25 protein-coding genes, 1 rRNA gene and 1 pseudogene are annotated in these 26,942 nt (G+C 48.8%); 11 read left to right on the top strand and 16 right to left on the bottom strand.

The window, feature by feature from the left end:
* Window positions 1-179 precede the first annotated feature (179 nt).
* Window positions 180-296: ribosomal RNA gene (gene rrf / locus BUF15_RS12675) — 5S ribosomal RNA — on the top strand.
* A 191-nt stretch (window positions 297-487) separates the two neighbouring features.
* Here rrf and BUF15_RS12670 read toward each other — a convergent pair.
* The 15 genes from BUF15_RS12670 to BUF15_RS12605 all read right to left on the bottom strand — a co-directional run bounded on the left by BUF15_RS12670 (window position 488) and on the right by BUF15_RS12605 (window position 13,621).
* Window positions 488-1,123 (bottom strand): cyclase family protein, encoded by a 636-nt coding sequence (locus BUF15_RS12670; protein WP_073613858.1) that lies wholly within the window; start codon window positions 1,121-1,123, stop codon window positions 488-490.
* Between the two features lie 24 nt (window positions 1,124-1,147).
* Window positions 1,148-1,489 carry a hypothetical protein gene (locus BUF15_RS12665; protein WP_073613857.1) on the bottom strand — a complete coding sequence of 114 codons (342 nt, stop codon included), beginning with the start codon at window positions 1,487-1,489 and terminating at the stop codon, window positions 1,148-1,150.
* Window positions 1,490-1,745: 256 nt separating this feature from the next.
* Entirely contained in the window at window positions 1,746-2,126 is a 381-nt protein-coding gene (locus BUF15_RS12660; RefSeq protein ID WP_073613856.1) for a hypothetical protein, read from the bottom strand.
* Between the two features lie 205 nt (window positions 2,127-2,331).
* Window positions 2,332-2,973, bottom strand: a complete 642-nt coding sequence (locus BUF15_RS12655; protein ID WP_073613855.1) for a response regulator — start codon at window positions 2,971-2,973, stop codon at window positions 2,332-2,334.
* A gap of 247 nt (window positions 2,974-3,220) precedes the next feature.
* Complete coding sequence (locus BUF15_RS12650; RefSeq protein WP_073613854.1) at window positions 3,221-3,436, bottom strand: hypothetical protein; 216 nt, start codon at window positions 3,434-3,436, stop codon at window positions 3,221-3,223.
* A 54-nt stretch (window positions 3,437-3,490) separates the two neighbouring features.
* Entirely contained in the window at window positions 3,491-3,988 is a 498-nt protein-coding gene (locus BUF15_RS12645) for a GNAT family N-acetyltransferase (protein ID WP_073613853.1), read from the bottom strand.
* Between the two features lie 8 nt (window positions 3,989-3,996).
* Window positions 3,997-4,140: a hypothetical protein gene (locus BUF15_RS27125; RefSeq protein ID WP_159441293.1), complete on the bottom strand. Its 144-nt coding sequence runs from the start codon at window positions 4,138-4,140 to the stop codon at window positions 3,997-3,999.
* A gap of 6 nt (window positions 4,141-4,146) precedes the next feature.
* Window positions 4,147-5,544, bottom strand: coding sequence for an aminotransferase-like domain-containing protein (locus tag BUF15_RS12640; protein ID WP_073613852.1), 1,398 nt, complete (start codon window positions 5,542-5,544; stop codon window positions 4,147-4,149).
* Between the two features lie 207 nt (window positions 5,545-5,751).
* A complete protein-coding gene (locus BUF15_RS12635) occupies window positions 5,752-5,979 on the bottom strand; it encodes a hypothetical protein (protein ID WP_073613851.1) in 228 nt (75 codons plus the stop codon).
* Between the two features lie 50 nt (window positions 5,980-6,029).
* Complete coding sequence (locus BUF15_RS12630) at window positions 6,030-7,295, bottom strand: putative sensor domain DACNV-containing protein (protein ID WP_143170712.1); 1,266 nt, start codon at window positions 7,293-7,295, stop codon at window positions 6,030-6,032.
* Window positions 7,296-7,571: 276 nt separating this feature from the next.
* Window positions 7,572-8,132 carry an NUDIX hydrolase gene (locus tag BUF15_RS12625; RefSeq protein WP_073613849.1) on the bottom strand — a complete coding sequence of 187 codons (561 nt, stop codon included), beginning with the start codon at window positions 8,130-8,132 and terminating at the stop codon, window positions 7,572-7,574.
* Window positions 8,133-8,379: 247 nt separating this feature from the next.
* Window positions 8,380-10,416 (bottom strand): molybdopterin-containing oxidoreductase family protein, encoded by a 2,037-nt coding sequence (locus BUF15_RS12620; protein WP_073613848.1) that lies wholly within the window; start codon window positions 10,414-10,416, stop codon window positions 8,380-8,382.
* A 221-nt stretch (window positions 10,417-10,637) separates the two neighbouring features.
* Window positions 10,638-11,876, bottom strand: a complete 1,239-nt coding sequence (locus BUF15_RS12615; RefSeq protein ID WP_073613847.1) for a HEAT repeat domain-containing protein — start codon at window positions 11,874-11,876, stop codon at window positions 10,638-10,640.
* A 26-nt stretch (window positions 11,877-11,902) separates the two neighbouring features.
* Window positions 11,903-12,256 (bottom strand): hypothetical protein, encoded by a 354-nt coding sequence (locus tag BUF15_RS12610; protein WP_073613846.1) that lies wholly within the window; start codon window positions 12,254-12,256, stop codon window positions 11,903-11,905.
* A 567-nt stretch (window positions 12,257-12,823) separates the two neighbouring features.
* Window positions 12,824-13,621, bottom strand: coding sequence for a TatD family hydrolase (locus BUF15_RS12605; RefSeq protein WP_073613845.1), 798 nt, complete (start codon window positions 13,619-13,621; stop codon window positions 12,824-12,826).
* A 338-nt stretch (window positions 13,622-13,959) separates the two neighbouring features.
* Here BUF15_RS12605 and BUF15_RS28345 point away from each other — a divergent pair.
* The 4 genes and pseudogenes from BUF15_RS28345 to BUF15_RS12585 all read left to right on the top strand — a co-directional run.
* Window positions 13,960-14,142: pseudogene (locus BUF15_RS28345) on the top strand (citrate/2-methylcitrate synthase); the annotation flags it as partial.
* 138 nt (window positions 14,143-14,280) lie between these two features.
* Window positions 14,281-15,753: a RimK family protein gene (locus BUF15_RS12595; protein ID WP_073613844.1), complete on the top strand. Its 1,473-nt coding sequence runs from the start codon at window positions 14,281-14,283 to the stop codon at window positions 15,751-15,753.
* Between the two features lie 10 nt (window positions 15,754-15,763).
* Entirely contained in the window at window positions 15,764-16,228 is a 465-nt protein-coding gene (locus BUF15_RS12590; RefSeq protein ID WP_073613843.1) for a GNAT family N-acetyltransferase, read from the top strand.
* Window positions 16,225-16,818 carry an SET domain-containing protein gene (locus tag BUF15_RS12585; protein WP_073613842.1) on the top strand — a complete coding sequence of 198 codons (594 nt, stop codon included), beginning with the start codon at window positions 16,225-16,227 and terminating at the stop codon, window positions 16,816-16,818. Before BUF15_RS12590 ends, BUF15_RS12585 begins: the two co-directional genes overlap by 4 nt.
* Window positions 16,819-16,994: 176 nt before the next feature.
* Here the strand turns inward: BUF15_RS12585 and BUF15_RS12580 are convergent, their stop codons facing one another.
* Complete coding sequence (locus tag BUF15_RS12580; RefSeq protein WP_073613841.1) at window positions 16,995-17,294, bottom strand: MTH1187 family thiamine-binding protein; 300 nt, start codon at window positions 17,292-17,294, stop codon at window positions 16,995-16,997.
* Window positions 17,295-17,519: 225 nt separating this feature from the next.
* Here BUF15_RS12580 and BUF15_RS12575 point away from each other — a divergent pair, with 225 nt between their 5' ends.
* From BUF15_RS12575 to BUF15_RS12550, 6 genes are all read left to right on the top strand, one after another.
* Window positions 17,520-20,159 (top strand): cation-translocating P-type ATPase, encoded by a 2,640-nt coding sequence (locus BUF15_RS12575; RefSeq protein ID WP_073613840.1) that lies wholly within the window; start codon window positions 17,520-17,522, stop codon window positions 20,157-20,159.
* A 533-nt stretch (window positions 20,160-20,692) separates the two neighbouring features.
* Complete coding sequence (locus BUF15_RS12570; RefSeq protein WP_073613839.1) at window positions 20,693-21,943, top strand: serine hydroxymethyltransferase; 1,251 nt, start codon at window positions 20,693-20,695, stop codon at window positions 21,941-21,943.
* A gap of 168 nt (window positions 21,944-22,111) precedes the next feature.
* The gene (locus BUF15_RS12565) at window positions 22,112-23,326 is read left to right on the top strand and encodes an MFS transporter (RefSeq protein ID WP_073613838.1); all 1,215 of its coding nucleotides are present in this window, start codon (window positions 22,112-22,114) and stop codon (window positions 23,324-23,326) included.
* Window positions 23,327-23,492: 166 nt separating this feature from the next.
* Window positions 23,493-25,604 (top strand): PAS domain-containing hybrid sensor histidine kinase/response regulator, encoded by a 2,112-nt coding sequence (locus tag BUF15_RS12560; RefSeq protein WP_073613837.1) that lies wholly within the window; start codon window positions 23,493-23,495, stop codon window positions 25,602-25,604.
* Between the two features lie 71 nt (window positions 25,605-25,675).
* Complete coding sequence (locus tag BUF15_RS12555; protein ID WP_159441292.1) at window positions 25,676-26,296, top strand: DUF2799 domain-containing protein; 621 nt, start codon at window positions 25,676-25,678, stop codon at window positions 26,294-26,296.
* Window positions 26,297-26,334: 38 nt separating this feature from the next.
* Complete coding sequence (locus BUF15_RS12550; RefSeq protein WP_073613835.1) at window positions 26,335-26,841, top strand: DNA-deoxyinosine glycosylase; 507 nt, start codon at window positions 26,335-26,337, stop codon at window positions 26,839-26,841.
* The last annotated feature ends 101 nt before the right edge of the window (window positions 26,842-26,942 follow it).

Here is a 26,942-nt window from a genome sequence, read left to right as displayed (position 1 = left end):
GTGAGGCTTATCCACATTTTTTTGATTAACACTGACTACTGATTACTCTACTATTCGATTATCTTTTTTATTGATAGTGAGGAGTTAGGTGATAGGAGTAAGGAGTGTACAGTTTGGCGCCTCCGGCGCGAAACTCGAGTCCCCTTCCCCCTCACCCCTTACACCTCACAGCCGAGATTTTCGGCGGTCATAGCGAAGAGGATCCACCCGTTCCCATTCCGAACACGGAAGTTAAGCTCTTCAGCGCCGATGGTACTGCATGGGAAGCCGTGTGGGAGAGTAGGTCACCGCCGATTCTTTATACAAACGCCCCGATCAGATCACTCTGATCGGGGCGTTTTGTTTTATCCTGAGATAAATGCAGAACCAGGCTGAGTAGTGAAGCGTGAGGGGTGAAAATGTGGCACATTTTCACCAGAAAACTGCCCTCACCTCCTTCGCCTTACACTTCACCCCTTACTCCTCACCCCTCTCATCCGGTAGATGCTCACTCCACTATCACAACAGCTCTTACTGGGGAGCCGTCGGCATCCCTTAGCTTGAGGGGGAAACATTGAAAGCTACAGATTCCATCAGGCAGCATCGTAATATTGGTGAGATTTTCGATAATCACCAGACCATGACCGAGCAAGGTGAAGTGAACAGGAAATTCCTGAGAATCCATGGCATCGGCTGAAATGACATCAAGTCCAATTCCTTTCAATTGAAATTGGAGCAGCCATTTCGCGGTTGCAGAGTCCAAAACAGGAAAATCTGCAAAGTACTCGGGTTGCCCCCAATACCGATCCCAGCCCGTACCTATCAGTAAAAAGTCAGCAGCATGGAGTTGATCAGTCAGGTCTTGCAGATGTTCTATGGCGATTCTGGTGGACCGAGTCGTATGGCGGTAAATGCAGGCCCGGCCTATGAACTTTTCGACAGAAAACTGATCAAGGGTAAACCCATCTGCCAGCATATGGGCCGGAGCATCGATATGGGTTCCCGTATGGGAGTACATGTTGATTTTCTTCTCTAGAAATCCATGCTCCTCCACAGTACAAGCAGTCAATATCTCGGGTGATTCCGTCCCTGGAAAAACCGGCATCCCGGATTGGATGGGATGGGTGAGGTCAAATATTTTCATTCTTTTTCAATCTATTGAAACGCTTCAGATATCGCTTTCGCTCATCTCTCCACCGACGGTATCAATGACCACGGTATGACACTCGATTTCGCACCAAGCGTCAAAAAGGTCTTTGTCTATCTTCTCTGGCCAGAGCGACTCATCCTGATACCAGTCCTCAAGCTCGCACTCAAAGAGTTGCATGAAATTGAGATCTACCCACTCATCCACATGCTCAGCCTCAGCATCATCAATCAGGTAGACAGTTCTGTCTTCATTGGCCTCCTCAAGGGTGACACTGGATCGTTTATCATACGGATCGACCGTATTAATCCAGTTAATGAAAGGTTTTTTCAGGCGCACAATAACTGCTGCTCGATTGATCATAATTCCTCACTGTCCTATGATGTATTGTACTGAAGGCTCTACTTCCCGCAAAAGGTGGTTGTGAGCTGTTAATGTTCTGTAACTTTATTGTACACGCAGCGTATTACCCTGTCCTGCAGGCACAGGCAATGAGTTTCTCAGGATGACGAACAATCATGTCAGACGATGTCTCTCAACGAGCTATACTGCAGCAACAGCTACATCAGCTCTGCCATGTTGCTGCAAGGACTACACAGCCATCCTTTATCCCGTCAAACTATTGGATACGCCGATACTGGAACAGAACCCACAGGGTATAAAGCCCAACTGCCGTTCCAACTGGAACAGAAATGAGGTTCATGGCGGCGATAACCACACCAGCAATACCTGTTGACCACTTTCGTGGTCCGGTAATGTCCTTGGAAAAATTGAGAAGCAGAATAGACCAGCAGATGAGCAGGAATACTGAAAGATGAGGTGAGATGCCAAATAATCCCGTCTGGGTACCACCCGCTGGCGTCGTTTGCGATGAGAAAAGTGCGAAAAGCAGAAAGCCAGACCCGATCAGGCCCAGCCAGCCAAGGAAAGTGTAGATCCGACCAAGAAAATGAATTTGTCCGTTCAGATCATATACTGACGACGTGCTTGCCCGTGTCATAGTCACCTCCCGTAATTCGTTGTTAACGATGATAGGATTCCACCTACTTTTTTTTAGTCATATCATATATTCATTGATTATTCAAAAGGAAGGATTGCTCCATCACCTCATTTTACAGACCACCCCCCTCAAAGAGACCGCCTGCATTGAGATCGGAACGTGATGGCTGAGAGGGGATTATCCCGAAATATAAGGACAATATATATTATTGAGGGAAATACTCGCGCAATTTCAACAGCAATTCATGCACACCGCTACAGGAAAGCTTATGCATAATTCTCGTTCGGTGGACGCGTACAGTTTGCGGGCTGATAAACAATGTCTCACCGATCTGTTCAATGCTTAATCCCTGCGACACAAGTGAAGCCACTTCATACTCTCTGGGCGTAAGTGATGACGTTCCACTTATCTCTGCGATATTTCGCCCCCCCAGCAAATCGGTCATGATCGTCTCTGACAGGCTGTTGCTCAGATAAACCTTTCCATTCATGACCTCCCTGATGGCTGTCACCAACTGTTCCATTTTATCGCTTTTCAAGATATACCCAAGGGCACCAGCCTGAAATGCCCGGGTAATATAGTCACGACTATTATGCATGGTGTACATGATAATTCTGGTTTTTACGCCATTCTCTTTCATCCTGTTAATCAGGGAGACACCATCGATACCCTGCAGGGTTATATCGAGGATTACCACATCAGGCTGATGCAGTTTTACCGCCTCAAGTGCACTTTTCCAGTCACCCGCTTCGCCAATAATGACCATGTCACCTTGTTTTTCAAGGATCCGCGTCAAGCCGTGACAGATGACCGGATGATCATCAACAATGAGAATTGATACAGGCATGTGATCTTACGAAGTTCCGTTTATATTGCATTTTCAGATAACGTCTCTACCCTACCATCCGTGGCAGAGACCTGTGGGAATTTTTTTAGCCCAGATAAAGGCAAGATCGATTTTCCCACTCGCCGTTTCATTCAAGTCTGACATAAACACCACACTGAAGTCAACTCGCAGTTATCATGAAGTACTTTATAACCTCCTAGAACTTTCCATAATCACATCCTGCAGATCAACATGTAGCACCAGAAATTTATAAAGAGGTGGTCGGTATCTCCACCTTCAGACCATAACGTTTTTTTAGTCGTTCCCCCAGCCGAATCAAAATATCGCCAACGACAACAGCAATTTTACTGTCTATTTGAGGCTGTCCCTCTTCGTACAAGGTAATAAGTCGTTGTCGCTCCGCTTCGCGAAGCATGTCTTCACGCTTTTCTCTAAGCATCAATTCTATGACTTGCGGATTCATTTTTCTGTACCATTTTCTCAGTTTTTTATTTTCACATTCATAGATGCCGGCTCATCAGAGCATTTTTTGCATCCAGACCGTATCAAACGATTCGTTGTTTTTTCTTCCCACTGCTTCAAAACGTCCGCACTGGCGAAAACCGTTTCTGGCATGAAATTGGAGGCTTTGCGGGTTACGTGAAGAGATGTGGGCGAGCAGAGTCGTAATGCCCTGCTTATGACCTTCTGATTCAAGATATTGCAGCATCATTTTACCCAATCCCCTCTCCCTGTATTCTGAATGCAGGAAATACATCACCTCAGCAGTATGCCGAAAGGTGGGGATTGGTTTATGGGGACGAAGCATTCCAAAGCCTAAAACAGTATTGGTCGCATCACGGAGTAATCCCGTCGGATAACCTGCAGCAGCCTCAAGCATTCTGTCATAGGCCTCAAGTGGCAATGGCTCTTCGAGATATGCGGCAAACGAGTGCTCAATATAATAATTGAATATTGCCATGACCTGCTCCCGGTCAGCCCGTGTCATCTTGGTAATGTGGTATGCTTTTTCCATAACAGGCCTTATTGAAATCCGCCCATGCCGCTCAAACCGGTATCACATGGCGGCATTGCTAAAAATTTTTCGATACTGCTGGCCAGCAGTTCAACTCCTTCCTTGATCTCATGCTCATCTGACCAGGCGGTTGAAAGCCGAAGTCCATTCACATAACGTTAATCGATGTCAAACAGCGGTCCGGGCAGAAAGGAGACTCCCATATCAATGGCACTAAACAACAAGGCTACACTTGAGTATCCGGTCGGCAACTCTAGTAATATGGAGAAGCCACCGTCCGGTTGAGACCAGCGTACTCCGGCAGGCATCATCTTCTGCAAAGACTTCAGCATGGTATTCATTCTACGTTTGTAACATTCAACCATCTGCTGAGTATGCGTTTCAAATTTGCCGGAGCGCAACAGCGAAAACGCCATACCCTGCATAAACGTGGGGGCAGAGTGGTCCATCAACTTCTTCAATTGAGCCAGTTCCTGAATTCGCCGGGGCGAGGTAATTATCCAACCAATCCGGAGACCGCTCATAATGGATTTTGACAACGAATTGACCACAATCGTCTGTTCACCGCCAAGTTGTCTTATCAGGCTGGGATGACCTTCCCCGCTAAACTGCAGCTCCCTGAAAATTTCATCAACAATCAGCACGCTCCCCGTTTTCCTGGCCCATTCCACCAGATATGCAGAACGGTCAGGACTCAGGTTGGTGCCCATTGGGTTGTGCGCATAGGGACAAAGATAGAGCAACCGGTTTGCCTGGGTAGAAAACCGTTCAAGTTGATCAACCATCGGCCCATTGTCATCGCGCCGGACCGTCTCAACCCAATGCCCCATTGCCGCAAAAGAGTTTGAAACACCCTGAAAACAAGGTGTCTCACAGATAACTTCCGGTCGTGATTCCATATAATGCTGGGCAACTAAAGTGATCGCCTGCATGACCCCGTTCGTTATCATCACCATATCTGGAGTAACTTTGGAACCATCACGGCTGGCTCTTCTAGCGATCTCTTCTCGCAAGTCAGCTAACCCAATTGGATCAGTGGCCTGCACATAACGTGCAGCGCCCCGCTCCAAGGTCAACTGGCAGAGCTCCTCTAAAAACCCTTCGGGTATCATTTTTTCATCAGGAGTCCCTTTGGTCATGGCTATTATCCCAGGCTTATGGGCCAACGGCATAATATCGTACAACGCCTTACTGACACTCCTTCGCAGACGCCTGGCTGCATGCTCACGCATATCTCCACGCATGGAGTTACGCCCAGATTCGTCATCAATCTCCTCAAGGGTTCCGGTATACGTACAGGCAGTTGCCTCACAGCCTGCACTGGCGTCGCGGATAAAGGTCCCCCGCCCGACATGACATTCGGTATGGCCCGCATCCACCAGATCCTGCAGCGCTCGTCGTATAGTTGCCTGAGTAACGCCAATCTCTTTAGCGAGGCTGCATACTGAAGGCAGCCTGTCCCCAGGCTTCAGCCGACCTGCACTCATTGCAGCTACGATGTTGTCGCGAATCTGGACGTATAAGGGTACATCAAGCTCTCTGTCAATTTCATACATATCATTCACCATATCTATACTGTATTGATACGGTATCAATATGCGAATTTTCACCCCATGTCAATACTTCATTTGTCAGGAAGAAAAAAAACAACGTTTCGTAGCCGAAAAGGACTTTAATGTGAAAACGCAAAAAGGGAGGTCGGTACTACCGGCCTCCCTTTTTGCCACCACAGTTCGCAGATGTTTTTTAATGCATAAAAGCAGTTATTGCTCTTTGGAGTTCTGCTGCACAGCTTCTTCGATCTGCTGGGTGTGCTGATTTTGTAACTCACGGGCATTTTCAGCGCTCTGCAAGGTAGACTTGATCTGCTCTGCCGCCTCACGCCCTATCCTCTCCTGCGCTGTTTCCTCCTGCACTTTCTGTTCATCAGAGTTCGAGCAGGACGCCATCAATATCGTCAATAACGGTATGAGCACACGCAACCACGTCATGAATGTTCTCCTCATAGTTAACCAGCTCTCAGTTCATTTTGAATTGCAACCTAGAGCAAATCCATCTCAGCTACTCTGAAATAATTCCAATACGCCGCCCCAAGCCCTTCATGCATTACCGCCAATTCGGCTTGCTGGACAGCGAAAAGCTCACCATTCTCCGAATCGGTAGTGAAAAATGTCACCCCGCCATCCTGCGAGGCCACCACAGCCACTGCCCCGGGCTGGGCGTGGGCAAATATCGCGGCAGATTGGTGGCGGGTGCCACCAATATCGGTCAGACTGACAATCCTCCCAGTGTCGCCCTCAACGGGCCTGACAACCCTGAGTGAAGCCGGCACATCCTGGCCTTCAGCCGCAATTATCTTTGCACCAAAACAGAAAACAAAACGGTCAAATGTCATCGCTAAAGCACCGTCAACGGCCGTCAATCGGGCAATGTGTTGGCATTGCTGGTCTACCTGTGCTTTCATTCGTGAGAGCTTATCCCGTTGGCTCGACTCTTTCTTCTTGATCAGAGCAGAGAAAAAATCCGTTATCGGTGCGAGTAATGTTGGCTTTTGCGAAACATCATAATCGCTTTCGAGAAAACTGGCGCCACCGGTGTACGGCACAGGGGCATCAATCGATCGCCGCCATCCCTCTGGATCAGGTACAACAAGAAGAGTTCCGCCACGGCCATGGCCTCGCATGGCTCGAGCTGTTGTGAGTAGCGAGGTGTAGCGGACCATTTTGAGCATCTTGTTCGTCCGCTCTTCCTGGGAAAGAGAAAGCCTCGGCATAACCGCACGCATCAGATTGGCATGATCGACAAAAACAGCCTGGTTACTGATCAACGCTCCAATACTCTTACCGCCGAAAGTGACCAGAATTTGCCCCGGGCCCAAGGCTTGAATCCAGAGATTAGCTATGAGAACATTTTCTGAACGGGTTTTAAAGCCCCAGATTTGCAATTGTCCATCTTCATCGGGCCAGACCCCGATATCTGCACGCGGATTTTCCAGCGCAGCTCCCAACTTGACCAGATTTCGCACATCAAAGGGGATCGGTTCGTCAAAGAAAAAGGTGTCAAATGATCTTGCCGCCTCGGTAAAGATAATCGAGACAGTAACCTCATTGCCTTCATCTCTGGAAAAACTTGTCCAAAATGCGCCGTCCATGATCATCGCAAGATGCTCACGAGTAGGCATCACCCCAACATTCTGGAGAATATTGTCCATCATTTCCGCAGGAGATGCTGATTCCAGTAGTCTCTCCATACGTAGCCAGAGCTCGTCGACATACTCCCTGCTCAAATTATAAGCATCATAACTCATTGTTTATTTTGTTACTTTACCAAGTTAGAGGTCGAACCATGTCAAATCGCGACAGGCTCTCAAAAGGTCTGTGAGGTAAAAGGGACACACACAGGGCAATTTTACAGGTTGCACGACTCATCCGGCGATTCACAGCTTGTTGTCAAGACGGCAATACTTTTATTTAACAAGGTTTTTCAATGAAGGACAAAATGATTTTCATTCATGACACGTCAAACAGTGATGCTTTCTATTTGAGGTTAAAATATGCAAAAATAGAAAATTTGCCTTTTTCTCCTAACCTTTCAAGTCATCGTAAAACATCAAAGCATTCAAAACCAGACCATGATCGATTTCTCCAGTTTTGATGAGCTGCCGCACGTCTGCTTCTGAATAGAGTAGGCATTCGATATCTTCCATATCATCCAAAGCAGGGTCTGCAACCTTCTTCACATCTTCAACCAGCACAGTATAACAGGCATTTCGCTGAATCGCCGGGTTGGGACAAACTTTACCGATAATTCGAGCTGAATTCCCGGCATAACCGGTCTCCTCCAAGAGTTCACGACAGCCAGCAGCAAGAGGATTCTCACCGGGATTAACCATGCCACCCGGTATTTCAATTTCCATTTTTTTGGTACCATACCGAAACTGCCGAATAAGCACTATCTGTTGCTCAGACGTTATTGCAACGATATTGACCCAATCCGGGAAGTCAAAAAGAAAAAACTCTTTTTCCCTACCGCTTCGCTTACATCTCACCGGTCCTGCATTAATCGTGACCACCGGTGTTTTCAACACCACCTTGCCCGGCTGAACTTCCCAGCTTTCATCTATTTCTTTTTGGTTCTTATCCATCTCATTGCCTCATGGCAAAAAAAATCTTGTAAGTTTCCGTTGAGACAACGCTATACGCTGGAAGTAGAATCGTCAAGCACACAGACAACTACTGCATCATACCCCTATCTGTGAGGAGTTGGAGATGATTACATCAACAGATTACGATAAATGGGAAAGGCAATGGCTTCCGAACGGGATCATCACTATTCCCCCTAAGCCTTCAATACCATTTCATCCGTCCGTGAAACAACAGGACAAATATAGCTCACAGCCGCACCATGGAAACTCTGCTTTCATGATAGGTAGGCCCATCCCCAATATCTGTGGTTTTCTGGGAGGTGAGATCGTTGATCCCTGAGGAGGAAGCATCGCTTTCCCAGAACAGACCTGTGGCAACAAGCAATCCTTTGCAGGTATCTTCAGTCACCCGTGCCACTCGAACCGACCACCCCCGAAGATTGATAATTTTCACATTGTCTCCATCGTTGATCGAGAGCGAACGGGCATCATCGGGATGGACAAGTACCGTTCCGAATTCTCCTTTGTAGCGCTCTCCAAAGGTGGAATTGAGCAGGTCAGGATGGGGCGGAGTGATCAGAGCAAATGGTAGTCTTGCGATCAACTCAACGTCGCCCTGTTCACAAGGCTCCATAAGGCAGGCAATGGGCGGCACCTGGGGATTTTCCTCGGAGGAATGGCTGACAAAACGAAATGGCTTCTGCCATCGGCCCCTAATTGACTCCTCTAACCGTTTTCTGGTCGAGGTTATCCATCCTGTAGCAACCAGACCTTCATCGTAAGTAAAATCTTCAGGAAGACCCTTCAGGGTTGCTATATAGGATGCGATCCGTTCCTCGGAGCTCTGCCGAAATGGTACATCGGTGAAGCCTAGTCGGCTGGCAATTTCTTGAAAAAGATCAAAATTACTTTTGGCCTCACCTACTGGTTCAATGACCGGCTTGACAACCGCCATTTCAAAATGCCCGTAGCCTGTGTACAGATCGGTATTTTCGAGAAATGTGGTCGCAGGCAGTAAAAGATCAGCATAGCGAGCGGTCGGGGTCATCACCTGTTCATGAACAACGGTAAACAGATCATCCCGGGACAGACCATGTCTGACCATCGATGCATCAGGGGCAACGCTCAAAGGGTTGCAACTATATACGATAAAAAGGCGTACTGGAGGTGTCAACGCGGTGAGGGCATGGCCGAGATGAGCCATATTGATCATCCGGGTCGGCTTCGCCAACAGTTCTGGAAATCGTAACTTTGCCGTATCGCCAACAAACGCTCTGGAGGTAAGAAGCACTCCCCGGCCCGATCCGCCATTAAACAGTCCTAAAGCGGCAGCCAGAGAGACGATTGCCCGAACACTCATGCCACCGCAACTGTTTCGACTAAGACCGATACCGATCCGGATGAAGGTCTTGGGATGTTGGTACAGTAGCCCGGCAAGCGCCTCGATTCTCTCGCGCGATACACCGCTAAGTCGCCCAAACTCCTCCCAGGATGTGCAGCTGAGATAGCTCTCGAGAGCTGCAAAACCGGTGGTCTCCCGTGCGAGCATATTCCTATCGACATGCTCTTTCTCCAGCATCGCCTTTATTACGCCAAGAGCCAGGGCGCCATCGCCGCCCGGCTTTACCTGCAGATACTCATCGGCAGCTTTTGCTGTCTCGCCTTGATAGGGATCGATCACCAGCAACCTGGCCCCTCTTTTTCTAGCAGCGACCACATATTGCCAGAAATGGATATTCGTCACTTTAAGGTTGATACCCCAAGCTACGATGAGATCTGCATCCCTTGCCAACTCCGGAGGGCTTCCTGGCACACCCTGAAGGTGCATGTCCCAACCTGCTCCGGCTGCTGCCGAGCAAATAGTCTCATTCAGCCTGCTTGCACCTATTTTATGATAAAGAGCGTAACCGGCATTACGGTTCAATACGCCCATATTGCCAGCATACTGGTACGGGAGAATAGCCTCGCCCCCATAACGGGCGCTAACATCTTTTATCTTTTCGGCAAAGATGTGCAAAGCCTCATCCCAGGTTATTCGCTGAAACCTCCCCTCACCTTTTTTCCCAACGCGTACCTGTGGATATACTATCCGTTCTTGGTTGTAGAGTCGTTCAGGATAATTACGCATCTTCCGACATATATAGCCGTTGGTCACAGGGTGCTCGGGATCTCCGGCCAACGAGACGACCTTACCGTGTTCGACCTTGGCAATCATTCCACAGCTGTCTGGACAATCAAGTGGACAGACTGTTTTCTTGTATTCATGCTCTGCATTCCGGATCATTGAATTCTCCCAACAAAATGTACTCTATATTCTTCAGCCTTCAAAAAAGGAAGCTGTATGGCAAACGCTTGAACGCTACGATGAACTCGACATTCCTGGATCCATTCGGAGGAATCACGATTGAAATTTACACGTTAAAGCAAAAATTGGGTAGAATTCTTCGAAGTGAAGAAAGCTCGGCCTTCTACTAATTATACAAGAACGTCAAGAAGTTGAACTATTCAAAAAGAAGAGAGCATTTTGAGGGTTTGCTGAGCCCTGATCAGGACAGGGTCATTACTCATTTTGCTATTTTTCCGCTCTTCGACCAGTTGCTGCAGCGCCTCAACAACCTGATCGGACGGGAAATGACTTAGCTCGGAACACAGCAGCAATACTATATCCTCACGGATCTTCTGGTCGAGTTCATCTCGGCCTTCCAATAACCGAAGTAGTCCTTTTTCCGCAGCTTTCTGACCGGTGACCGATAGTCTCTGGATAAGCTGAAATTTCAGTGAATCATCGCACACCTCAAGCCCACGCAACAACTGTTCGAGAGCCCGTTCCCGATCAAGCCGAGAGATAAAAGCGATAACCTGCTGCTGAACGCGAGCATCCGGATACTCGAGAAATGATTTTATCAGATGAAAATGACGAACGGTTTTCAGTCTGGAAATAATCTGTACCGCATTTCTAATCGCGTACCATGGAGCGTTAACACCAAGTTTTTCGATAAGAATAAAGGCGACATCGTCCTCAAGTCGCGACAGTCTCTCAATGAGTGCGAGGCGCCGCTCCTTGTCGGGTGAACGATATAATTCATCCACCATGGTCTGGGCGCTGTTATCGGCCTGATAGTTCAATAAACACTCAAGCTCTTCTGCGGCAGGTTCAAGATTTCCTAATTTTTTTGGATTATGTTTTCTCAGCTGCCCAGCAAGAGTGTCGTGCATTCTACTCACCACCGCTTGTATGGCAGAAGAGCGCTGCACCTCTTTTTTCGAGATACTCTTAAAGAGCTGCAGCCAAAGCAGCACCTGACAGTACAAACCTCGGGACAGCATTCGCTTTAACAGCAGCTGGATCTGATTACAGACATATTCAAAGCAACCAAGATATTCCTGTTCCTGCTTCAGCCAGCGGGAAAAAATCCAGGAGAGCGTCTGCACAGCCTGATCGTTGTCGTCTTTCAAGGCGTTTTCGGCAAAAAGAGAGAGAACAAACAGGGCCTTCTCCCGGTAGAGCGTTGTAGGACAGACGCTGCAATTGCCTAAGATATGTAAAATGGAATGGGCAAAATCGTAGTATTGAAACCGATACAGATCAAAGAGATAGCCGGCCAGACCGTTTACAAAGCCGTCATCTTCCAGTACGTCGTATCGGCCCTTTTCAAGACAGATAAGGTTTTTCTGCAAACGCAGAAAAACCTTTCTGCCACCGGGCATTCTCATGCCGGCAGCAAGTTCTTTCCCAGGCACCATACTCGATCACTCCAGCTTTTCAGCCGTTAATGTTCTTTCTGGTCGGGAAAGATAATAAAGACAGGCCACCATCGCAGGGATTTGGAAAACTGTACGACAAAGCCAAAATCATCCATCCTGGAGACACAACCTTCCAGTTCAATTGTCAGGTTACTGCCATCTCGCTTCATGCCTATTCGCACCCTGACAGGCTCACCTTCGATGAGAAATGTTTCATTGGTCTCATCGACAAAAAGATAGAGGCTGTTAAGGCCGACATCGCGCATCTGCCCTCTGGCCACCCGACGGTCACCGGTTACCACCTCGACTTCAGCATCGCAATATACCCGCAGTCTCTGACGAGCATCATTTGCTGCCACTACATGTTGTTGCATTCTCATATTATTATCCCCTATAAATCACGTCGAAGAATAGAAACTACTCTTCGAACTACTTCCCCTACATATATATATACATAATGTGACAATATAGCATCGTTTTTACGCCGCTTCATTCTCGCTGCCCCAAAACCCCAGGCAACCGAATCTGATCACCAGGAACTGGTCATATGCCAATGCTCTTTATAATACAGGAAAAAATGGACATAGATATCCGCTTACCACCCGGCATACCACAGATGAAAAAAATGATTTCATCCATATATTACACGGCGATCGATTTGCCAATCGTCAGAACATAACAGAAGGCATTAAGATGATAGACAAAAAATGAGGATTGCAGCGAAGTTGCAACAACAGCCCACTGTATCGACGACAGTAGCAAAGACAGACCCACGAACTCCTATCAAACGTATACCCCATAAGCAAAGGAATGACAACTGGTTTTGGGAGTTTACCGACGAGAAACAGGTGATGACACCAACTTCGCACCATTACAAATAAACTTTGTGATTTCTTTAAACTGCAAACCAAAAATGTGCAATACACTCGGAAGAATTGTCACTCAGTTCAGCCAAGTCCGAGCACTCGACGAGCGTTTATGGTCGTCTGCCCGGCAATATCGAAAACGTTCTCAGACCTGATCGTCGCGAGAGCTTCTAGAATCTCAGGAAGATATTCCGGAGAGTTCCACTCCCTCCAGTGGCTTGCAGGCGGGATATCTGGAGCATCGGTTTCAAGTACCAATGACTCCAACGGTAATTCTGCTGCAACCCTACGTATTTTCCTGGCTCGGTCGTACGTAATGGTGCCGCAAATACCGATTACAAAGCCAAGATTGACAAATTGAAGAGCCTGCTGATGGCTTCCATTAAAAGCATGAACAATCCCGCCTTCGGCAAACCGCTTGCGCCTGAGCGTTGCCAGAACCTGATCATGGGCCTTTCGTACATGCAGCAAGAGCGGCAGGTGAGAGGCGGCAGCAAGATCAATCTGTGCTTCAAAGAGTTTCTGCTGGGCGCTACGATCTGCATTATCAATATGATAATCCAGTCCAACTTCTCCCAGGGCAACTACGTTTTCCGTTTGTACCAGTTGCGCCAGGGTTTCAAGATCTCCTGGCCGATGATTTTCAAGATACATGGGATGCATTCCAGGCGCAGCATGTACTCCGACATAGCGACGGCTCAATTCCACAATCCGCTGCCAGCCATCTCGATCGACACCAGCAATAACCAGATCTGTAACACCGGCAATACGTGATCGATCCAAGGTTACTTCAAAGTCAGGGAAGTAGCGCTCTATATCGAGATGACAATGGGTATCCACCAGAGAGGGAAGTTTTTTTTTGGTAATCAACTTGTCCATATAGTGCAATTTCCTGTGTTATGCTTACGTCTCTTTCTGAAGTTCGACTTTTTGCATCGATTTTGAATAATAGGTTATCTCGTCAAATAATTATGGCATGTGAGGAGATTTACCATAGACAAAGCCAAAACCGTGATCCGAAAAAAAGCCAACAAGATGAAAAATCCTGAATTCAGGCAACGTTTGTATCGATGGAAGGGCGAGCAGATCTCAATTTTACAACGGTTTACAATAAACACTAGAGAATCGTATAATAATCAGCACATTACAAAATGTACCCCAAAAAAATCAACGTATACTCTTGAATGGAATAAAGTATATCCCGATGTTGAGCATATCCAAATGTTGACCTCCACATCACCTCGTTGTATAACGCCATGGGGTTGCCACGGGAACTGTTCACTCCTATTTTTGCATTACATCGGACCGTGGGCTAGACCTGCCATATCCTTGAGCAGTTGAGCAACAACAGGCTGATCAGGCCGAGGGCCGAATATACCGATTTCACCAACATTACCTAGAATCCATTGGAGGAACGCTCTTCAGGCAACGGCATACCGACTCCACTCCCGCTAGCTGCCGGTTCATGAAATTACCTACCGGCTAGTTCCAGCATAGGGTGATGGGATATACCAGACCCGGACAAATCAGAGCATACTATGAATTCAGTTCTCATCATTATCGACACCAACAGTCAATGGGCCCCCTATTACCAGACCGAGAGCGTTATCACCGCCCTCGAGTATCTGCAAAGTAAAGAACAGGCCCTGCAGACGAATCTTGTCATCAACCTCTGCTCCGACCTCTCCTACCATTCGCTCGGATACTACTGCTCACTGCTCGCCCAGGCCCGCAAGCACAAAGTCATACCCAGTATTGAGACACTCAACAGGCTCGACAGCAGCACTCCGGTCAAGCTGGACAACACTCTGCTCCGTCTTTGTCGATGTCATGACAACCTCCCGGCTGATTCGGAAAACGGAGAATTTCATCTCGATGTTTTCTTCGGCAAATGCCAGGACCCGAAACTCGAACGGGTGGCCCGTTTTATTTTTGATCAGTACCCGGCACCAATCTTGCGGGTCACATTCAGTGGCACCCAGCAAGCCCAGATAACCCGTATCCGCCCACTCACCTTGGATGAATTGAACGATCGCCAGCAAGATCTCTTTGCCGACAGCCTCGATAGTTTTAACCGGAAAATCTGGCGCCAGCCCCGCAGCAAAAAGGCGGCCCGTTACGACCTCGCTATCCTCCACGATCCTGACGAAGTTTTTCCACCTAGCAATAAGACGGCGCTCAATCTCTTTATCAGCGAAGCAAAAAAGATGAATATCAATGCCGAGCTCATCACCGAGCACGATTCATCACGGCTGATGGAATTTGACGCCCTTTTTATTCGGCAAACCACTGCCGTCAACCATGTAACCTATCGGCTGGCCCAAGCAGCGAAGCAGGCGGACATGGTGGTCATCGACGACCCGTCTTCGATCATCCGTTGTACCAACAAGGTGTTCTTAAAAGAACTGCAAGACCATTCTGGGGTTCCATCGCCAAAATCTAGGCTGTTGTTTCGCATGAGCCCACCCGACTATGAAGAGCTATCTACGGAACTTGGCCCAACCATGGTTATCAAGATTCCTGACGGCTCATTTTCCGTGGGTGTCAGTAAGGTCAGCAACAAACAGGACTACGACGATCTGCTCGCCGCCCTGTTCCAACGCAGCTCGATCCTGCTCGCCCAGGAGTTCCTGCCCACCGAGTTCGACTGGCGGATTGGGATGCTGAACGGCGACTGCATCTATGCCTGTAAATATTTCATGGCCCGTGGTCACTGGCAGATTTACCATCACAAGGCTGGCAGTTCTACCCGCTCCGGCAAGGTAGAGACCGTCCCTGTCCACACTGTTCCCAAGCAGGTGACCAAGGTGGCAGCCAAAGTTTCGGCCCTCGTCGGCAAAGGACTGTACGGCGTCGATATCAAGCTGGTTGACGGTAACGCGGTAGTCATCGAGGTGAACGACAACCCCTCCATCGATCACGGCATTGAGGATAAGATTCTCGGCAACGAGCTGTACCGGATCATCCTCCGCGAATTTGCCGAACGATTGAGCCACAAAAGCAGGTCATAACGAAAAGCATATGGCCCTGATCCTCCCGGCTACCCTCTCCGATCTTGATGCGCTCGTCGCTCTTGAGCATGAGCTGTTCACTTCAGACCGGATCCCCCGTCGCCAGTTCCGCTACCTCCTGACCCGGGCCAACAGTGTTGCGGTCAAGATTGAACAGGAGGGCAAACTGGCCGGCTATCTTATTCTGCTCCGACGGCGCCGCAGCCAGAACCTCAGGATTTATTCGATCGGCATCAGCACCTGGGCCCGGCATCTCGGTTATGGCAGAGAGCTTGTCTCTTTTGCTGAACAATTCGCGAGGGAAAACACCCTTCGCTATGTAACACTTGAAGTTTGCGAACAGAACATTGGCGCCATCAAGCTGTATGAGAGAACCGGTTTCCAACGGCACGGAGAGAAACCAGGCTATTACGAAGACGGCTGCAACGCCCTGTGCATGAGAAAAGAAATATTCCCAAAGGATACAGCCCAATGATTCACCCACATACCGCCGTCAAATATATTGATGCTGAAAAAGGCTACGGGCTCGTGGCCACCCGACCGATCCCGCGAGGTACTATAACCTGGACTCTCGACCACCTCGACCGCGTGATCCCCCAGGATGAAATGGCCCGCCAGGATTCCCGTTATCACGACATTTTAATGAAATACTCCTTTCGCAATAACCGCGGCGAGTATGTTTTCTGTTGGGATAACGGCCGCTACATCAACCACAGCTTCAACGCCAACTGCTGCCTCACCCCTTACAACTTCGAAGTTGCCATCCGCGATATCGATGAAGGTGAGGAGATTACTGACGATTACGGCTATCTCAACATTATCGAACCGTTTACGGCCTCAGCCGAAGGTAGTGAACGATCGGTAGTATACCCGGACGACCTGCTCCGTTACGCCGGAATCTGGGACCAAAAACTTGCAGCGGCCTTCCCCGACATGGCCTTGGTAGAGCAACCACTTCAGGTGTTTCTCGAACCGGAGATATTGCGCATCCTTCATGACATCGCCGAAGGACATAGCGAGCTGCTGTCCATTCGCACCTGCTATTATGATGGAGCTAGATCTTGACGACAACAGATGTTGCAGAAAATATTCACATTTTCTGCAACATCATTCATAACATGTAATGAATGGGTTATATCAACAGCCAGTGTAAAGACAATTTCACTCAACGGGTTCTTCTTGAAGACTTCGTATCCTCAGCCCGCTCTGTGAATGAATGCTCATTCCTGGATGAACCTTCGTTAGGACATTTTATCTTCAACACTCTTCACCTTATCTGCCATGGTCTGATGTCTGTCGATCCGGGTTCCCAGCTTGATGGTAGTAGTGATACGGGGTGCCCCCATCGCGTGAATGGTTTCGTGGCATTTTTTTACAGCCGCCATAACCACATCCCACTCCCCCTCGATATTGGTTCCGTAAGCGTGGAGAGCGCTCTTCAGACCCGCCTCTCTTATGATCTGCTCACAAGCCACCACATACTGGGAAACAGAGACTCCAACACCAAGTGGCACCACACAGAGATCTATAATTACGTGCATCGTTTGTATCCTCGTATTTGTCTTCATTTTCAAACAGACCGCCAGGCCTGACACATTAACACCGGAACAACTTTGCATTCCGAGGATTTCAAGGTAATACTTTTAATAGGAAGAAACCTGATTTTTTTTATTCTATCAGTTGCATCGTGATTATGTAGCGAAGCTGCCGGTCTTTGTAACAACACAAAAAAATGGTCTTGCCGGCCATATCAAGAGGAAAAAAACATGCCCGTCTATTTTCAGCTCTCAGTTGAGGAAACTCTCTGCCACCTGAAAACCAGACTGAGCGGCCTCACCGATCACGAGGTGAATCTCCGCCAGCAAGAAAAAGGATACAACCGACTGAAGGTTCGCCCACCGGTTCCTGCCTGGAAGATACTGCTCGCGCAGTTCACCAATTTCATTATCTACCTGTTACTTATCGCTGTAATCTTCTCAGTTATCATAGGTGAATATACCGACTCTCTTGTCATCCTGGCAATTCTGCTCATGAACGGACTCATCGGTTTTTTCCAAGAACTGAGAGCCAATCGCTCACTGGAAGCCCTTAAAAAACTGGTAACTATTGAAGCAAAAGTCACCCGCAATGGTATCACTGCCATTATTGACGCAGCCGAACTGGTCTATGGCGATATTATCCATCTTGAAAACGGAGATAAGATTCCGGCAGATGCACGTCTGATTAGTGTTATTGAGTTACAGATCGAAGAATCTGCTCTCACAGGAGAAAGCGAGCCGGTTCGCAAACAGCTGACGAAAATTGCGGGCGAACCCGGCCCGGCAGATCAAAGTAATATGGTCTTTTCCGCAACTTCTGTGGTCGGAGGCAGAGGCATAGCAGTGGTGACCGCCTGCGGCATGGAAACGGAAATCGGGCGAATCTCCCAGCTCGTCGCCTCGGCGGAAGAAGAAAAAACACCACTGCAACAACGCCTCGACAGATTCGGTAAAAATCTCGGTCTGGTTATCATCGCCATTTGTATTCTCGTGTTCTGCCTCTGCCTTGGCCGCTACTACCTCCAGCAAACCACCATTCATGTTTCGGCTTTTCTGGAATTTGCCTTTATCGCCATCAGCCTGGCGGTCGCTGCCGTACCCACTGCCCTGCCAGCGGTTGTTACCATCGCTCTCTCTATTGGTACCAGAAGGCTGCTGGTCAAAAACATGCTGGTCAGACGCCTAAGCTCCGTTGAGACTTTGGGCTGCTGCGATGTGATATGTTCGGACAAGACCGGCACCCTCACTAAAAACCAGATGACCGTTCAACGGGCATGGACGCTTGGAGGCGAATTCGATTTCAACCACGACGACATCAAACATAGGACGTCAATCAATCAGGATCTGAGACTGCTTTTCACCATCGGCATCGCCTGTAATAACAGCAAGGCAGATTTTGCAGCTGGAAAAGGTGGAAACCCCACAGAAATTGCTTTGTTTCAGGCTGCAGAAATTGCCGGGGTCAGCCATAACGGCAAACGAATCCATGAGCGCCCTTTTGATTCGAGCCGCAAACTGATGAGCGTGGTTGTGCAGGAAGATGATCACACCCTGCTCTGCACGAAAGGCGCACCTGACCAACTACTCAACCACTGCACCGATGTCCAGATCGGCTCCGAAATTCATCCTCTTGATGATACATATCGCAGCATCATTCTCAAAGCTAATCAGCATCTCGGATCGCAGGCCTTGCGGGTAATGGCTTTTGCCTATAGGGAAGCAGACTCCCCAGATGATACCCAGGAAGAACGCCTTACCTTCATCGGCCTCCAGGCCATGATCGATCCCCCTCGCGATGATGTGATCGATGCGATCAGAAAGGCACGATCTGCCCATATCAGGGTTATCATGATCACTGGGGATCACCGGGAAACAGCAAAAGCTATTGCCAAAGAGATTGGCATCGATGGAGAGATGCTGACCGGCGAAAAGATTAACCTGATGACCGACGAAGAATTTTCGCAAACAATTACCCGCACCAATATCTTTGCCCGGGTCATACCCGAACACAAACAACGAATCGTAAAAGCATTGCAGGAGCAGGGCCACATTGTCGCCATGACCGGTGATGGCGTAAATGACGCCCCGGCTCTAAAAAGTGCCGATATCGGGATTGCCGTCGGCAGCGGTACGGATGTGGCTCGTGAAGCCTCTGATTTTGTTCTCCTCGATGATTCGTTCTCCTCGATAGTTGCTGGAGTCGAAGAGGGGCGGGGCATCTACGAAAATATTCAGAAATCTATCATGCTGCTCCTTTCCGGCAACCTCATGGAGGTATTGATCATTCTTTTGGCGGTACTACTGGGCTTCAACCTGCCACTCACTGCACTGCTGCTGCTGTGGGTCAATCTCATCACCGATGGTGCCCCGGCCCTGGCTTACGCCGTCGATCCCTACGGCAAAAACATCATGCAACGCCCCCCAATTCCAATCAGCGAAGGCATCCTGCCATCCAAACGACTGCGGCTCCTCATCGCCCTCGGATTCTCCGGCTCACTCATCGGTCTTGGCTTATTTCTGCTGAGCGGCGGAAACAGTAATGACCCAATAGAAATTCAACGAGCCCAGACCATGGTCTTCAACTATATCGTTCTCTACGAAATGATGCTGGTCTTTGTAATCCGCAATAACTACCAGGTCAGAATGCTCACCAACAGCTGGCTCTGGTTCTCTGTAATCTTTTCACTCATGATGCAGGTCCTCATCATGTACACTCCGCTCCATTTTATCTTTCATGTTACCCCGCTTACTGCCTCTGAGATATTCGAATTAATGGTGGCGACCGGTGTTTTCTCCCTGATCTGCTATCTTTTCGGACGCGACAGAGCGGATGGACCAAAGACCTCCACAAGCTCAGCCTGCCAGTAAGAGGAGAAAACTGAATCGGACGATGCAGAAACAAAACGCTATGGTAATTTGAGGAAAGAGCATTCCTGGATCTTCATAGATGTCGAATCTGTCCTGCCCATCTTGACAAAAATCAAGGGGAGAGATTACGGATCCGCCAAAGACAAAAGGGACTTACTACGATTTCAGCACCCATGCCAATTATAGCATTTCAGCTATCTATTCAGATATTTGGAAACACAAATGCGTAACAAACCAAAACTATCCACCTAAACTTTCTACGCTTTTCGCAATAGCTGAAATTTCCCTGTTCAATTCCGGACAATTTGGGTATATTTGGCACCCTGTTGACCAACAGGTCCCTTTTTCCTGTTGGTCAGTATCGTCAATAATCTTCCACTGTATGCGGTTTCTCCAGTGAACAGTCTCTGGTAGACACCATCACCAGGAACCGTCGCACCATACACAGCAGGATATTTGCTACGTACCAATTACGTCATGCGGAAATTACCAGCCGAACCACAAGTTTTCCTCGGCAGCAAGCAGGAGCAACAATGAAAGAATTACAACAATCAGACCTGGCTATCCACGAACTTATCCGCCAGGAAGAGCAGCGTCAGGCTGACAAAATCCGTCTTATCGCCTCTGAGAACTACGTCTCTACCCCCGTTTTGCAGGCCAGCGGTTCCGTTCTGACCAACAAATATTCCGAGGGCTATGCCGGAAAGCGTTACTACGAGGGTCAGCAAATCATCGACCAGGTGGAAAACCTCGCCATAGAGCGTGCGAAGAACCTTTTCGGCGCCGAGCATGTCAATGTCCAGCCTTACTCGGGTTCTCCCGCCAATCTCGCGGTCTACCTGGCCTTCCTTAACCCTGGAGACACAATTCTCGGCATGGCCCTACCCCATGGCGGTCATTTGACCCATGGATCACCGGTCTCCATTTCCGGCAAGTTTTTCGATGCCCAATCCTACAGCCTCGATCGTGAAACTGGGCTGCTGAACTACACAACTATCCGAGAGACGGCCCTTGCCTGTACACCTAAACTGATCATCGCTGGTCACTCTGCGTATCCACGCATTCCCGATTTCAAGATATTCCGGGAAATCGCCGACGAGGTTGGAGCAATCCTGTTGGTAGATATGGCTCATTTCGCAGGACTCGTCGCTGGCGGATCTCATCCTTCACCTGTGCCCTACGCTGATGTTGTAACCACAACCACCCATAAGTCACTGCGTGGGCCACGTGGAGCCATGATCCTTTGCAAGGAAAAGCATGCTGCCGCTATCGATAAGGCCGTCTTTCCAGGCATTCAGGGTGGTCCCCACGACAGCACCACTGCAGCAATCGCCGTTGCCATGAAGGAAGCGGCAACAGACGAGTTCAAAGCTTATACGGCTCAGGTACTGAAAAATGCCAAAATGCTGGCTGAAACTCTCATGTCTAAAGGTTTCCAATTGGTCACCGGCGGAACAGACAACCATCTGATGCTGGTTGACCTGACGAATAAGGGCGTGCCTGGCAAAAAAGCCGCCAAGGCCCTTGATGCTGCGGGCCTTGTCCTGAACTACAATGCCGTTCCTTTTGATATACGCAAACCATTTGACCCCAGCGGAATCCGTATCGGCGTATGCGCCGTCACAAGCCGCGGTTTCACTGAAAAAGAGATGATCTTCATCGGTGATAAAATCGATTCGGTCATAAACGATACGGAAAACGTAGCGCTCCATGCAGAGATTGCAGAGGAAGTCAAAAAACTCTGCTCAGCCTTCCCCGCACCAGGACTTGAGCACCTCTTCTAATTGCGGTCAGCCTGGCGACACCACGAGGGGTTGCTTCCTGACAGGAGAGCAACCTCTCGTTTACTTCCAATCCTTTCCTGATCTACCGAACACAACCACAGCCGTTTTGCGTACTTGCAGGGAACCGTACCCAAACCATCCAACAACTTGCCATTCTGTCGGTACGACATGCGTTTATCCCTTCACACCAATATCTATTACCTCTATCTGATCAAGCTATCAAAGTGGTTCATGCTGATCATGCCGGTGGTCGCTCTTTTTTACAACGCGAACGGCCTTGATGAATTTGACATCTACCTGCTGCAGGCCATCTATTCTCTTGGTGTTGCCTGTATGGAGATACCATCCGGCTATATGGCCGACATGATCGGTCGCAGAACCTCACTTATTCTCGGCTCTGTCCTCGGTACGCTCGGTTTTGTCCTCTATTCGGTTTCCAGCAGTTTCGGCCATTTTCTTATAGCGGAAATCATTCTCGGCCTTGGCGGGAGTTTTATCTCCGGCTCCGACTCCGCACTCCTTTACGACAGCCTCGCCGAAACAGGAGACCAGAACCGGTATCTTCAGTATGAAGGGAGGATCACTGCCTTAGGCAACCTTGCGGAAACCACCGCCGCCATCTGCGGTGGCCTTATCGCTGCCATGATCAGCTACCGGGCTGTGTATGGCGCCCAGGCCCTGATCGCCGCAATCGCCATCCCCGCATCTCTGCTGCTTGTAGAACCACAGCGGGAAAAACTGGCAACACAGCCCTCCTTCAGCCAGATCATCAGGATCTGCCACCAATCGCTTTTCATCAACCTCAAGCTGAGCGCAGCCATCCTGCTCTCCTCCGTCATTGGTACCTCCACCCTTTGCATGGCCTGGACCTGTCAGGTCTATTTTGTTCATAAGGGCCTTGATGAAACGGCTATTACTCCAATATGGGTGATTTTGAATCTCATCGTAGCCATTGTCTCCGCCTATTCCCATAAACTGATCTCCACAATCGGCAACAGCATGGCTATTCTTCTCATCATCCTGCTGATTCCCGCTGGATATATTCTGCTGGGCGCGACATCACTGATCCCGGGTCTCATAACCCTTTCAGCCTTTTACTTTATCCGGGGCTATGCAACCCCACTTCTGAAAGACCTCACCAATATGTACTGCGACTCGACTATCCGGGCCACAGTCCTCTCAATTCGCAGCCTGCTGATCCGTCTCGGTTTCGCAGCCCTTGGACCAATGATTGGCATCGGTTCACGCCATGCCAGCCTCTCACTTTCCCTGATTTGCACCGGTAGCGTTCTTCTTATATTGGCTATCATCGCTGCCATTTTCCTGAGATATCAGGCTCCGGAGATATTTGCAACGCAGCAGGACATATATAAGAAGACATGACAGAGTGCCATTTCAAACCTGTCAGGGCCGATCAGTCCTTCTTTTTCATTTGACCCTCCTCAATCGATACAGTACCATTGCCAGCACGCCCACACGAACTCGTCCCGGCATAAACCGTTCGGGACCAGGTGCTTAACGTTCAATCTCGCGCCCGTCACAACCACCCATGCCTTCAATACGCAAACACAAGACGCCGCCTCTGCGAGAACAACTTTCGAGAGCCCTTCAACGTATCGCCGAACTTGAAGAGGCATTGCAACAGGCAACATCCCCGCAACCGGCCACACCCCAGATTCGATCGGACAGCCCAGAAGCCCTGCACCAATCCGCGACACTGCTGCGTAAAAGCAAAAACAGGTACCGAAAATACTTCAATTACGCTACCGACGCCATGTTTGTCATTCTTCCCGACCGGGAGAACATGACCTTTGGCGCCTTTGCCGATGTCAACAAAGAGGCAATTCGACGACTTGGCTACAGCCGAGAGGAATTCTTCACCATGACGCCCAGGGATATCAATCATCCCGCCTACGCTTCGGCTATGAACGATCGGGCCAAACGTCTCTATGAGAAAGGTTCTGATACCGTTGAAAGTGTCCACATCACCAAGGACGGCAGGCAAATTCCGGTAGAGATCAATGCCCTAATGCTCAACGTCGACGGAGAAGAACTGATCCTTACCGTCGCCCGCGATATCAGCGAGCGCCAGAAAGCCGAATTGGATCTACGCGAAAGTGAACGACTTTATCGCTTGCTGGCCGATAACGTCCATGATGTTATCTGGACTACAGACACCGCTTTAAAACCAATGTTTATCAGCCCTTCGATGATCAATCTGAGCGGCCACACAACCAGCGAGGCCCTGCCGGTTCTCTACCGCTCGATTATTCTTGAGTCACCGCTTTTTGAAAATTTCCAGCGCACACCCTCCAAACAGGAAAAAGGCCGCAACCAGCCCATCCACTGGGAGATGGAGTTTACCAAGAAAGATGGTACTATCATCTGGATCGAGAGTATCGCCTCTCCTCTCTGGTCTACTCTCGGCATTTTTACAGGTATCATTGGAGTTACCCGAGATATTACCAGCCGGAAAATGATCATGCTGGAACTTGAGGCTGCCCAGGAACAGGCCAACCGTGCCAATCGCGCCAAATCCGAGTTCCTTGCAAATATGAGTCATGAAATCCGCACCCCCATGAATGGCATTTTGGGCACAATGCAGCTCTTGGGAATGACAGCTTTGTCCGACGAACAGCGCCAATATGTTGACACGGCCCTTAAGTCTGGCAGAAGCCTACTTACAATCATAAATGATATTCTCGATTTTTCGAAAATCGAAGCCGGGAAGATAGAAATACGAAACGAGATATTTGCCCCCCGGGAGGTCATTAACTCCCTCATCGCCTCGTTTCAGACCATGATCAAGACGCCGGAAATCGCCCTTGTCAGCCGGATCGATGATGAAGTGCCCGATCTCATTGTCGCCGATCAAATCCGTTTTCGCCAGATACTTACCAATCTCGTCGGAAATGCTGTCAAGTTCACCAATAACGGCGAAATTGCCATTCATGTCCAGATGAAGGATCAGCCTAAAGGGAACAAAACCACTCTGCAGTGCACGGTCACCGATACCGGCATCGGCTTGCCTCAACATTCAGACAAGGAACTGTTCGAACCATTTTCTCAATTTGAAAGCAGTTTCAGGAGAAAATACAAAGGGACGGGACTTGGTCTTAGTATCGTGAGACAACTCGTCAAGCTCATGGGCGGCACCATCACCATTTCCAACAGGAGCCAGAGAGGCACGCAGGTTGTTTTTGAAATAGAAGCAGGCTTTGCACCGCCCCTGGCACCACCAGCCAGCAAACCGATCCCCCCCTGCAAGCATGCAAAAAATGTAACACAGCAACACATCCTGCTTGTAGAAGATGATCTCATTAACCAACAGATTCTCCGATCAGTGTTGGAAAAACTCGGCCACAGCGTCACCATTGCCCATAATGGCCGTCAGGCCTTACAGACCTTACTCACCAAAGAATATGACTGTGTACTGATGGACATACAGATGCCGGAAATGGACGGTTTTGAGGCAACACGCCGTATTCGTTCTCAACAGGAATATAGCAAAATTGCTCAAATTCCAATTATTGCCCTCACGGCCTTCGCCATGACCGGTGACAAAGAACAGTGTCTACAAGCCGGCATGAATCATTACCTCTCAAAACCTGTGGATATCCATGCCTTGGAAGAAATACTCCAGCAGCATGGTTCGTGCTGATCAGGTCATTTTTCTGTCGTGCAATACTTTGGTGTCATTGATTCCCATCAATCCTACTTTGGAGTAACGGCGTGAAGTCTCCAGTCATTTGCCTTTTTCTTATTTGCTCCCTCTCCAGTTGCGCCACTTTAAGCAAAAATGAGTGTTTGAACGGCGACTGGTTAACCATTGGCTATGAAGATGGAGCCAAAGGCGAATCGCGCGAGCGAATCGGTGCTCATCAAGAAGCCTGTTCAGAATATGGTATCGCACCCGATTTCAACACCTACCAGAAAGGCTACGATAACGGCTTGCTGCTCTTTTGCACACCGCGCAATGGATTCATCAAAGGCAAAGGAGGCTATCAATATTCCGGGATCTGCCCTGAAAAGCTGGAAAGCGGATTCCTTGAGGGATATGACGGCGGACGGGAAATCTATCAGCACACCGTCAAAAGCAATTCCCTTAATAACGAACTTCAATCCATGGACAGCCGCATTGCCGATATTGAACATGAGATTCGTCAAAATGAACATATTCTGCTCGACAATGCGACTCCCAAAGACCAACGTCGAAGGGTTTACCGAACCATTGAAGAGTTAAAGCATGATCACTATGACCTTGAGCGTCGCTTTCAAAATGTTCTGGAAGAAAAGGAGGAAATTGACCACCGACTCGACTTTCTCCGAAGACGGTACCAGGCCTACCAGTAATTAAAGGCCCAAAGTGAGATAAGAATTTCAAAGCTGTTATGAACACTCTGCAAAGCTTTCCCCCGGTTGTTGATCAACAGACTCGCATCCTCATCCTTGGTAGCATGCCCGGCCGGGTCTCTTTATCTGAAACGCAGTATTATGCCCATCCTCGAAACGGATTCTGGCATATCATGGGCCAAATCATTGGTGCGAGTTTTGAGCTCGACTACGAACGACGGCTTCAGATCCTCCTGGCCAACCGTATCGGCCTCTGGGACGTCATCGCTTCCTGCACCAGAGCATCCAGTCTCGACACCGATATCGATGATAGCTCCATTATATCTAATGATTTTCGTAGCTTGCTGACCTACTATCCATCAATTGAGCAGATATTTTTCAACGGCACCAAAGCCGAACAGACCTTCAAAAGGTATGTCATCCCCTCCCTGGATACGCTGCTCGACCATATCCGCGTCAAACGCCTGATTTCTACCAGCCCTGCCAATGCCAGATATTCACTTGAGGAAAAGATTGACGTCTGGCGGACCCACCTTTGTCGATAGTAATCAATTACTGGTAGACGAACTTCAAAAATACCTCACCGAAAACACTACCCATTTCGCCTAACATACAATATAATTACATTTGTCATTATTTCTGAATA

The organism is Desulfopila aestuarii DSM 18488 (assembly GCF_900143695.1).
In the GTDB taxonomy this organism is placed as follows: Bacteria; Desulfobacterota; Desulfobulbia; order Desulfobulbales; family Desulfocapsaceae; genus Desulfopila; species Desulfopila aestuarii.
This window is presented reverse-complemented; position numbering and strand designations above follow the sequence as displayed.

Coding starts and splice junctions, on each gene's coding strand:
- BUF15_RS12670 (WP_073613858.1), bottom strand. CDS start 1,123: ATGAAAATATTTGACCTCACCCATCCCATCCAATCCGGGATGCCGGTT.
- BUF15_RS12665 (WP_073613857.1), bottom strand. CDS start 1,489: ATGATCAATCGAGCAGCAGTTATTGTGCGCCTGAAAAAACCTTTCATT.
- BUF15_RS12660 (WP_073613856.1), bottom strand. CDS start 2,126: ATGACACGGGCAAGCACGTCGTCAGTATATGATCTGAACGGACAAATT.
- BUF15_RS12655 (WP_073613855.1), bottom strand. CDS start 2,973: ATGCCTGTATCAATTCTCATTGTTGATGATCATCCGGTCATCTGTCAC.
- BUF15_RS12650 (WP_073613854.1), bottom strand. CDS start 3,436: ATGAATCCGCAAGTCATAGAATTGATGCTTAGAGAAAAGCGTGAAGAC.
- BUF15_RS12645 (WP_073613853.1), bottom strand. CDS start 3,988: ATGGAAAAAGCATACCACATTACCAAGATGACACGGGCTGACCGGGAG.
- BUF15_RS12640 (WP_073613852.1), bottom strand. CDS start 5,544: ATGTATGAAATTGACAGAGAGCTTGATGTACCCTTATACGTCCAGATT.
- BUF15_RS12635 (WP_073613851.1), bottom strand. CDS start 5,979: ATGACGTGGTTGCGTGTGCTCATACCGTTATTGACGATATTGATGGCG.
- BUF15_RS12630 (WP_143170712.1), bottom strand. CDS start 7,295: ATGAGTTATGATGCTTATAATTTGAGCAGGGAGTATGTCGACGAGCTC.
- BUF15_RS12625 (WP_073613849.1), bottom strand. CDS start 8,132: ATGGATAAGAACCAAAAAGAAATAGATGAAAGCTGGGAAGTTCAGCCG.
- BUF15_RS12620 (WP_073613848.1), bottom strand. CDS start 10,416: ATGATCCGGAATGCAGAGCATGAATACAAGAAAACAGTCTGTCCACTT.
- BUF15_RS12615 (WP_073613847.1), bottom strand. CDS start 11,876: ATGGTGCCTGGGAAAGAACTTGCTGCCGGCATGAGAATGCCCGGTGGC.
- BUF15_RS12610 (WP_073613846.1), bottom strand. CDS start 12,256: ATGAGAATGCAACAACATGTAGTGGCAGCAAATGATGCTCGTCAGAGA.
- BUF15_RS12605 (WP_073613845.1), bottom strand. CDS start 13,621: ATGGACAAGTTGATTACCAAAAAAAAACTTCCCTCTCTGGTGGATACC.
- BUF15_RS12595 (WP_073613844.1), top strand. CDS start 14,281: ATGAATTCAGTTCTCATCATTATCGACACCAACAGTCAATGGGCCCCC.
- BUF15_RS12590 (WP_073613843.1), top strand. CDS start 15,764: ATGGCCCTGATCCTCCCGGCTACCCTCTCCGATCTTGATGCGCTCGTC.
- BUF15_RS12585 (WP_073613842.1), top strand. CDS start 16,225: ATGATTCACCCACATACCGCCGTCAAATATATTGATGCTGAAAAAGGC.
- BUF15_RS12580 (WP_073613841.1), bottom strand. CDS start 17,294: ATGCACGTAATTATAGATCTCTGTGTGGTGCCACTTGGTGTTGGAGTC.
- BUF15_RS12575 (WP_073613840.1), top strand. CDS start 17,520: ATGCCCGTCTATTTTCAGCTCTCAGTTGAGGAAACTCTCTGCCACCTG.
- BUF15_RS12570 (WP_073613839.1), top strand. CDS start 20,693: ATGAAAGAATTACAACAATCAGACCTGGCTATCCACGAACTTATCCGC.
- BUF15_RS12565 (WP_073613838.1), top strand. CDS start 22,112: ATGCGTTTATCCCTTCACACCAATATCTATTACCTCTATCTGATCAAG.
- BUF15_RS12560 (WP_073613837.1), top strand. CDS start 23,493: ATGCCTTCAATACGCAAACACAAGACGCCGCCTCTGCGAGAACAACTT.
- BUF15_RS12550 (WP_073613835.1), top strand. CDS start 26,335: ATGAACACTCTGCAAAGCTTTCCCCCGGTTGTTGATCAACAGACTCGC.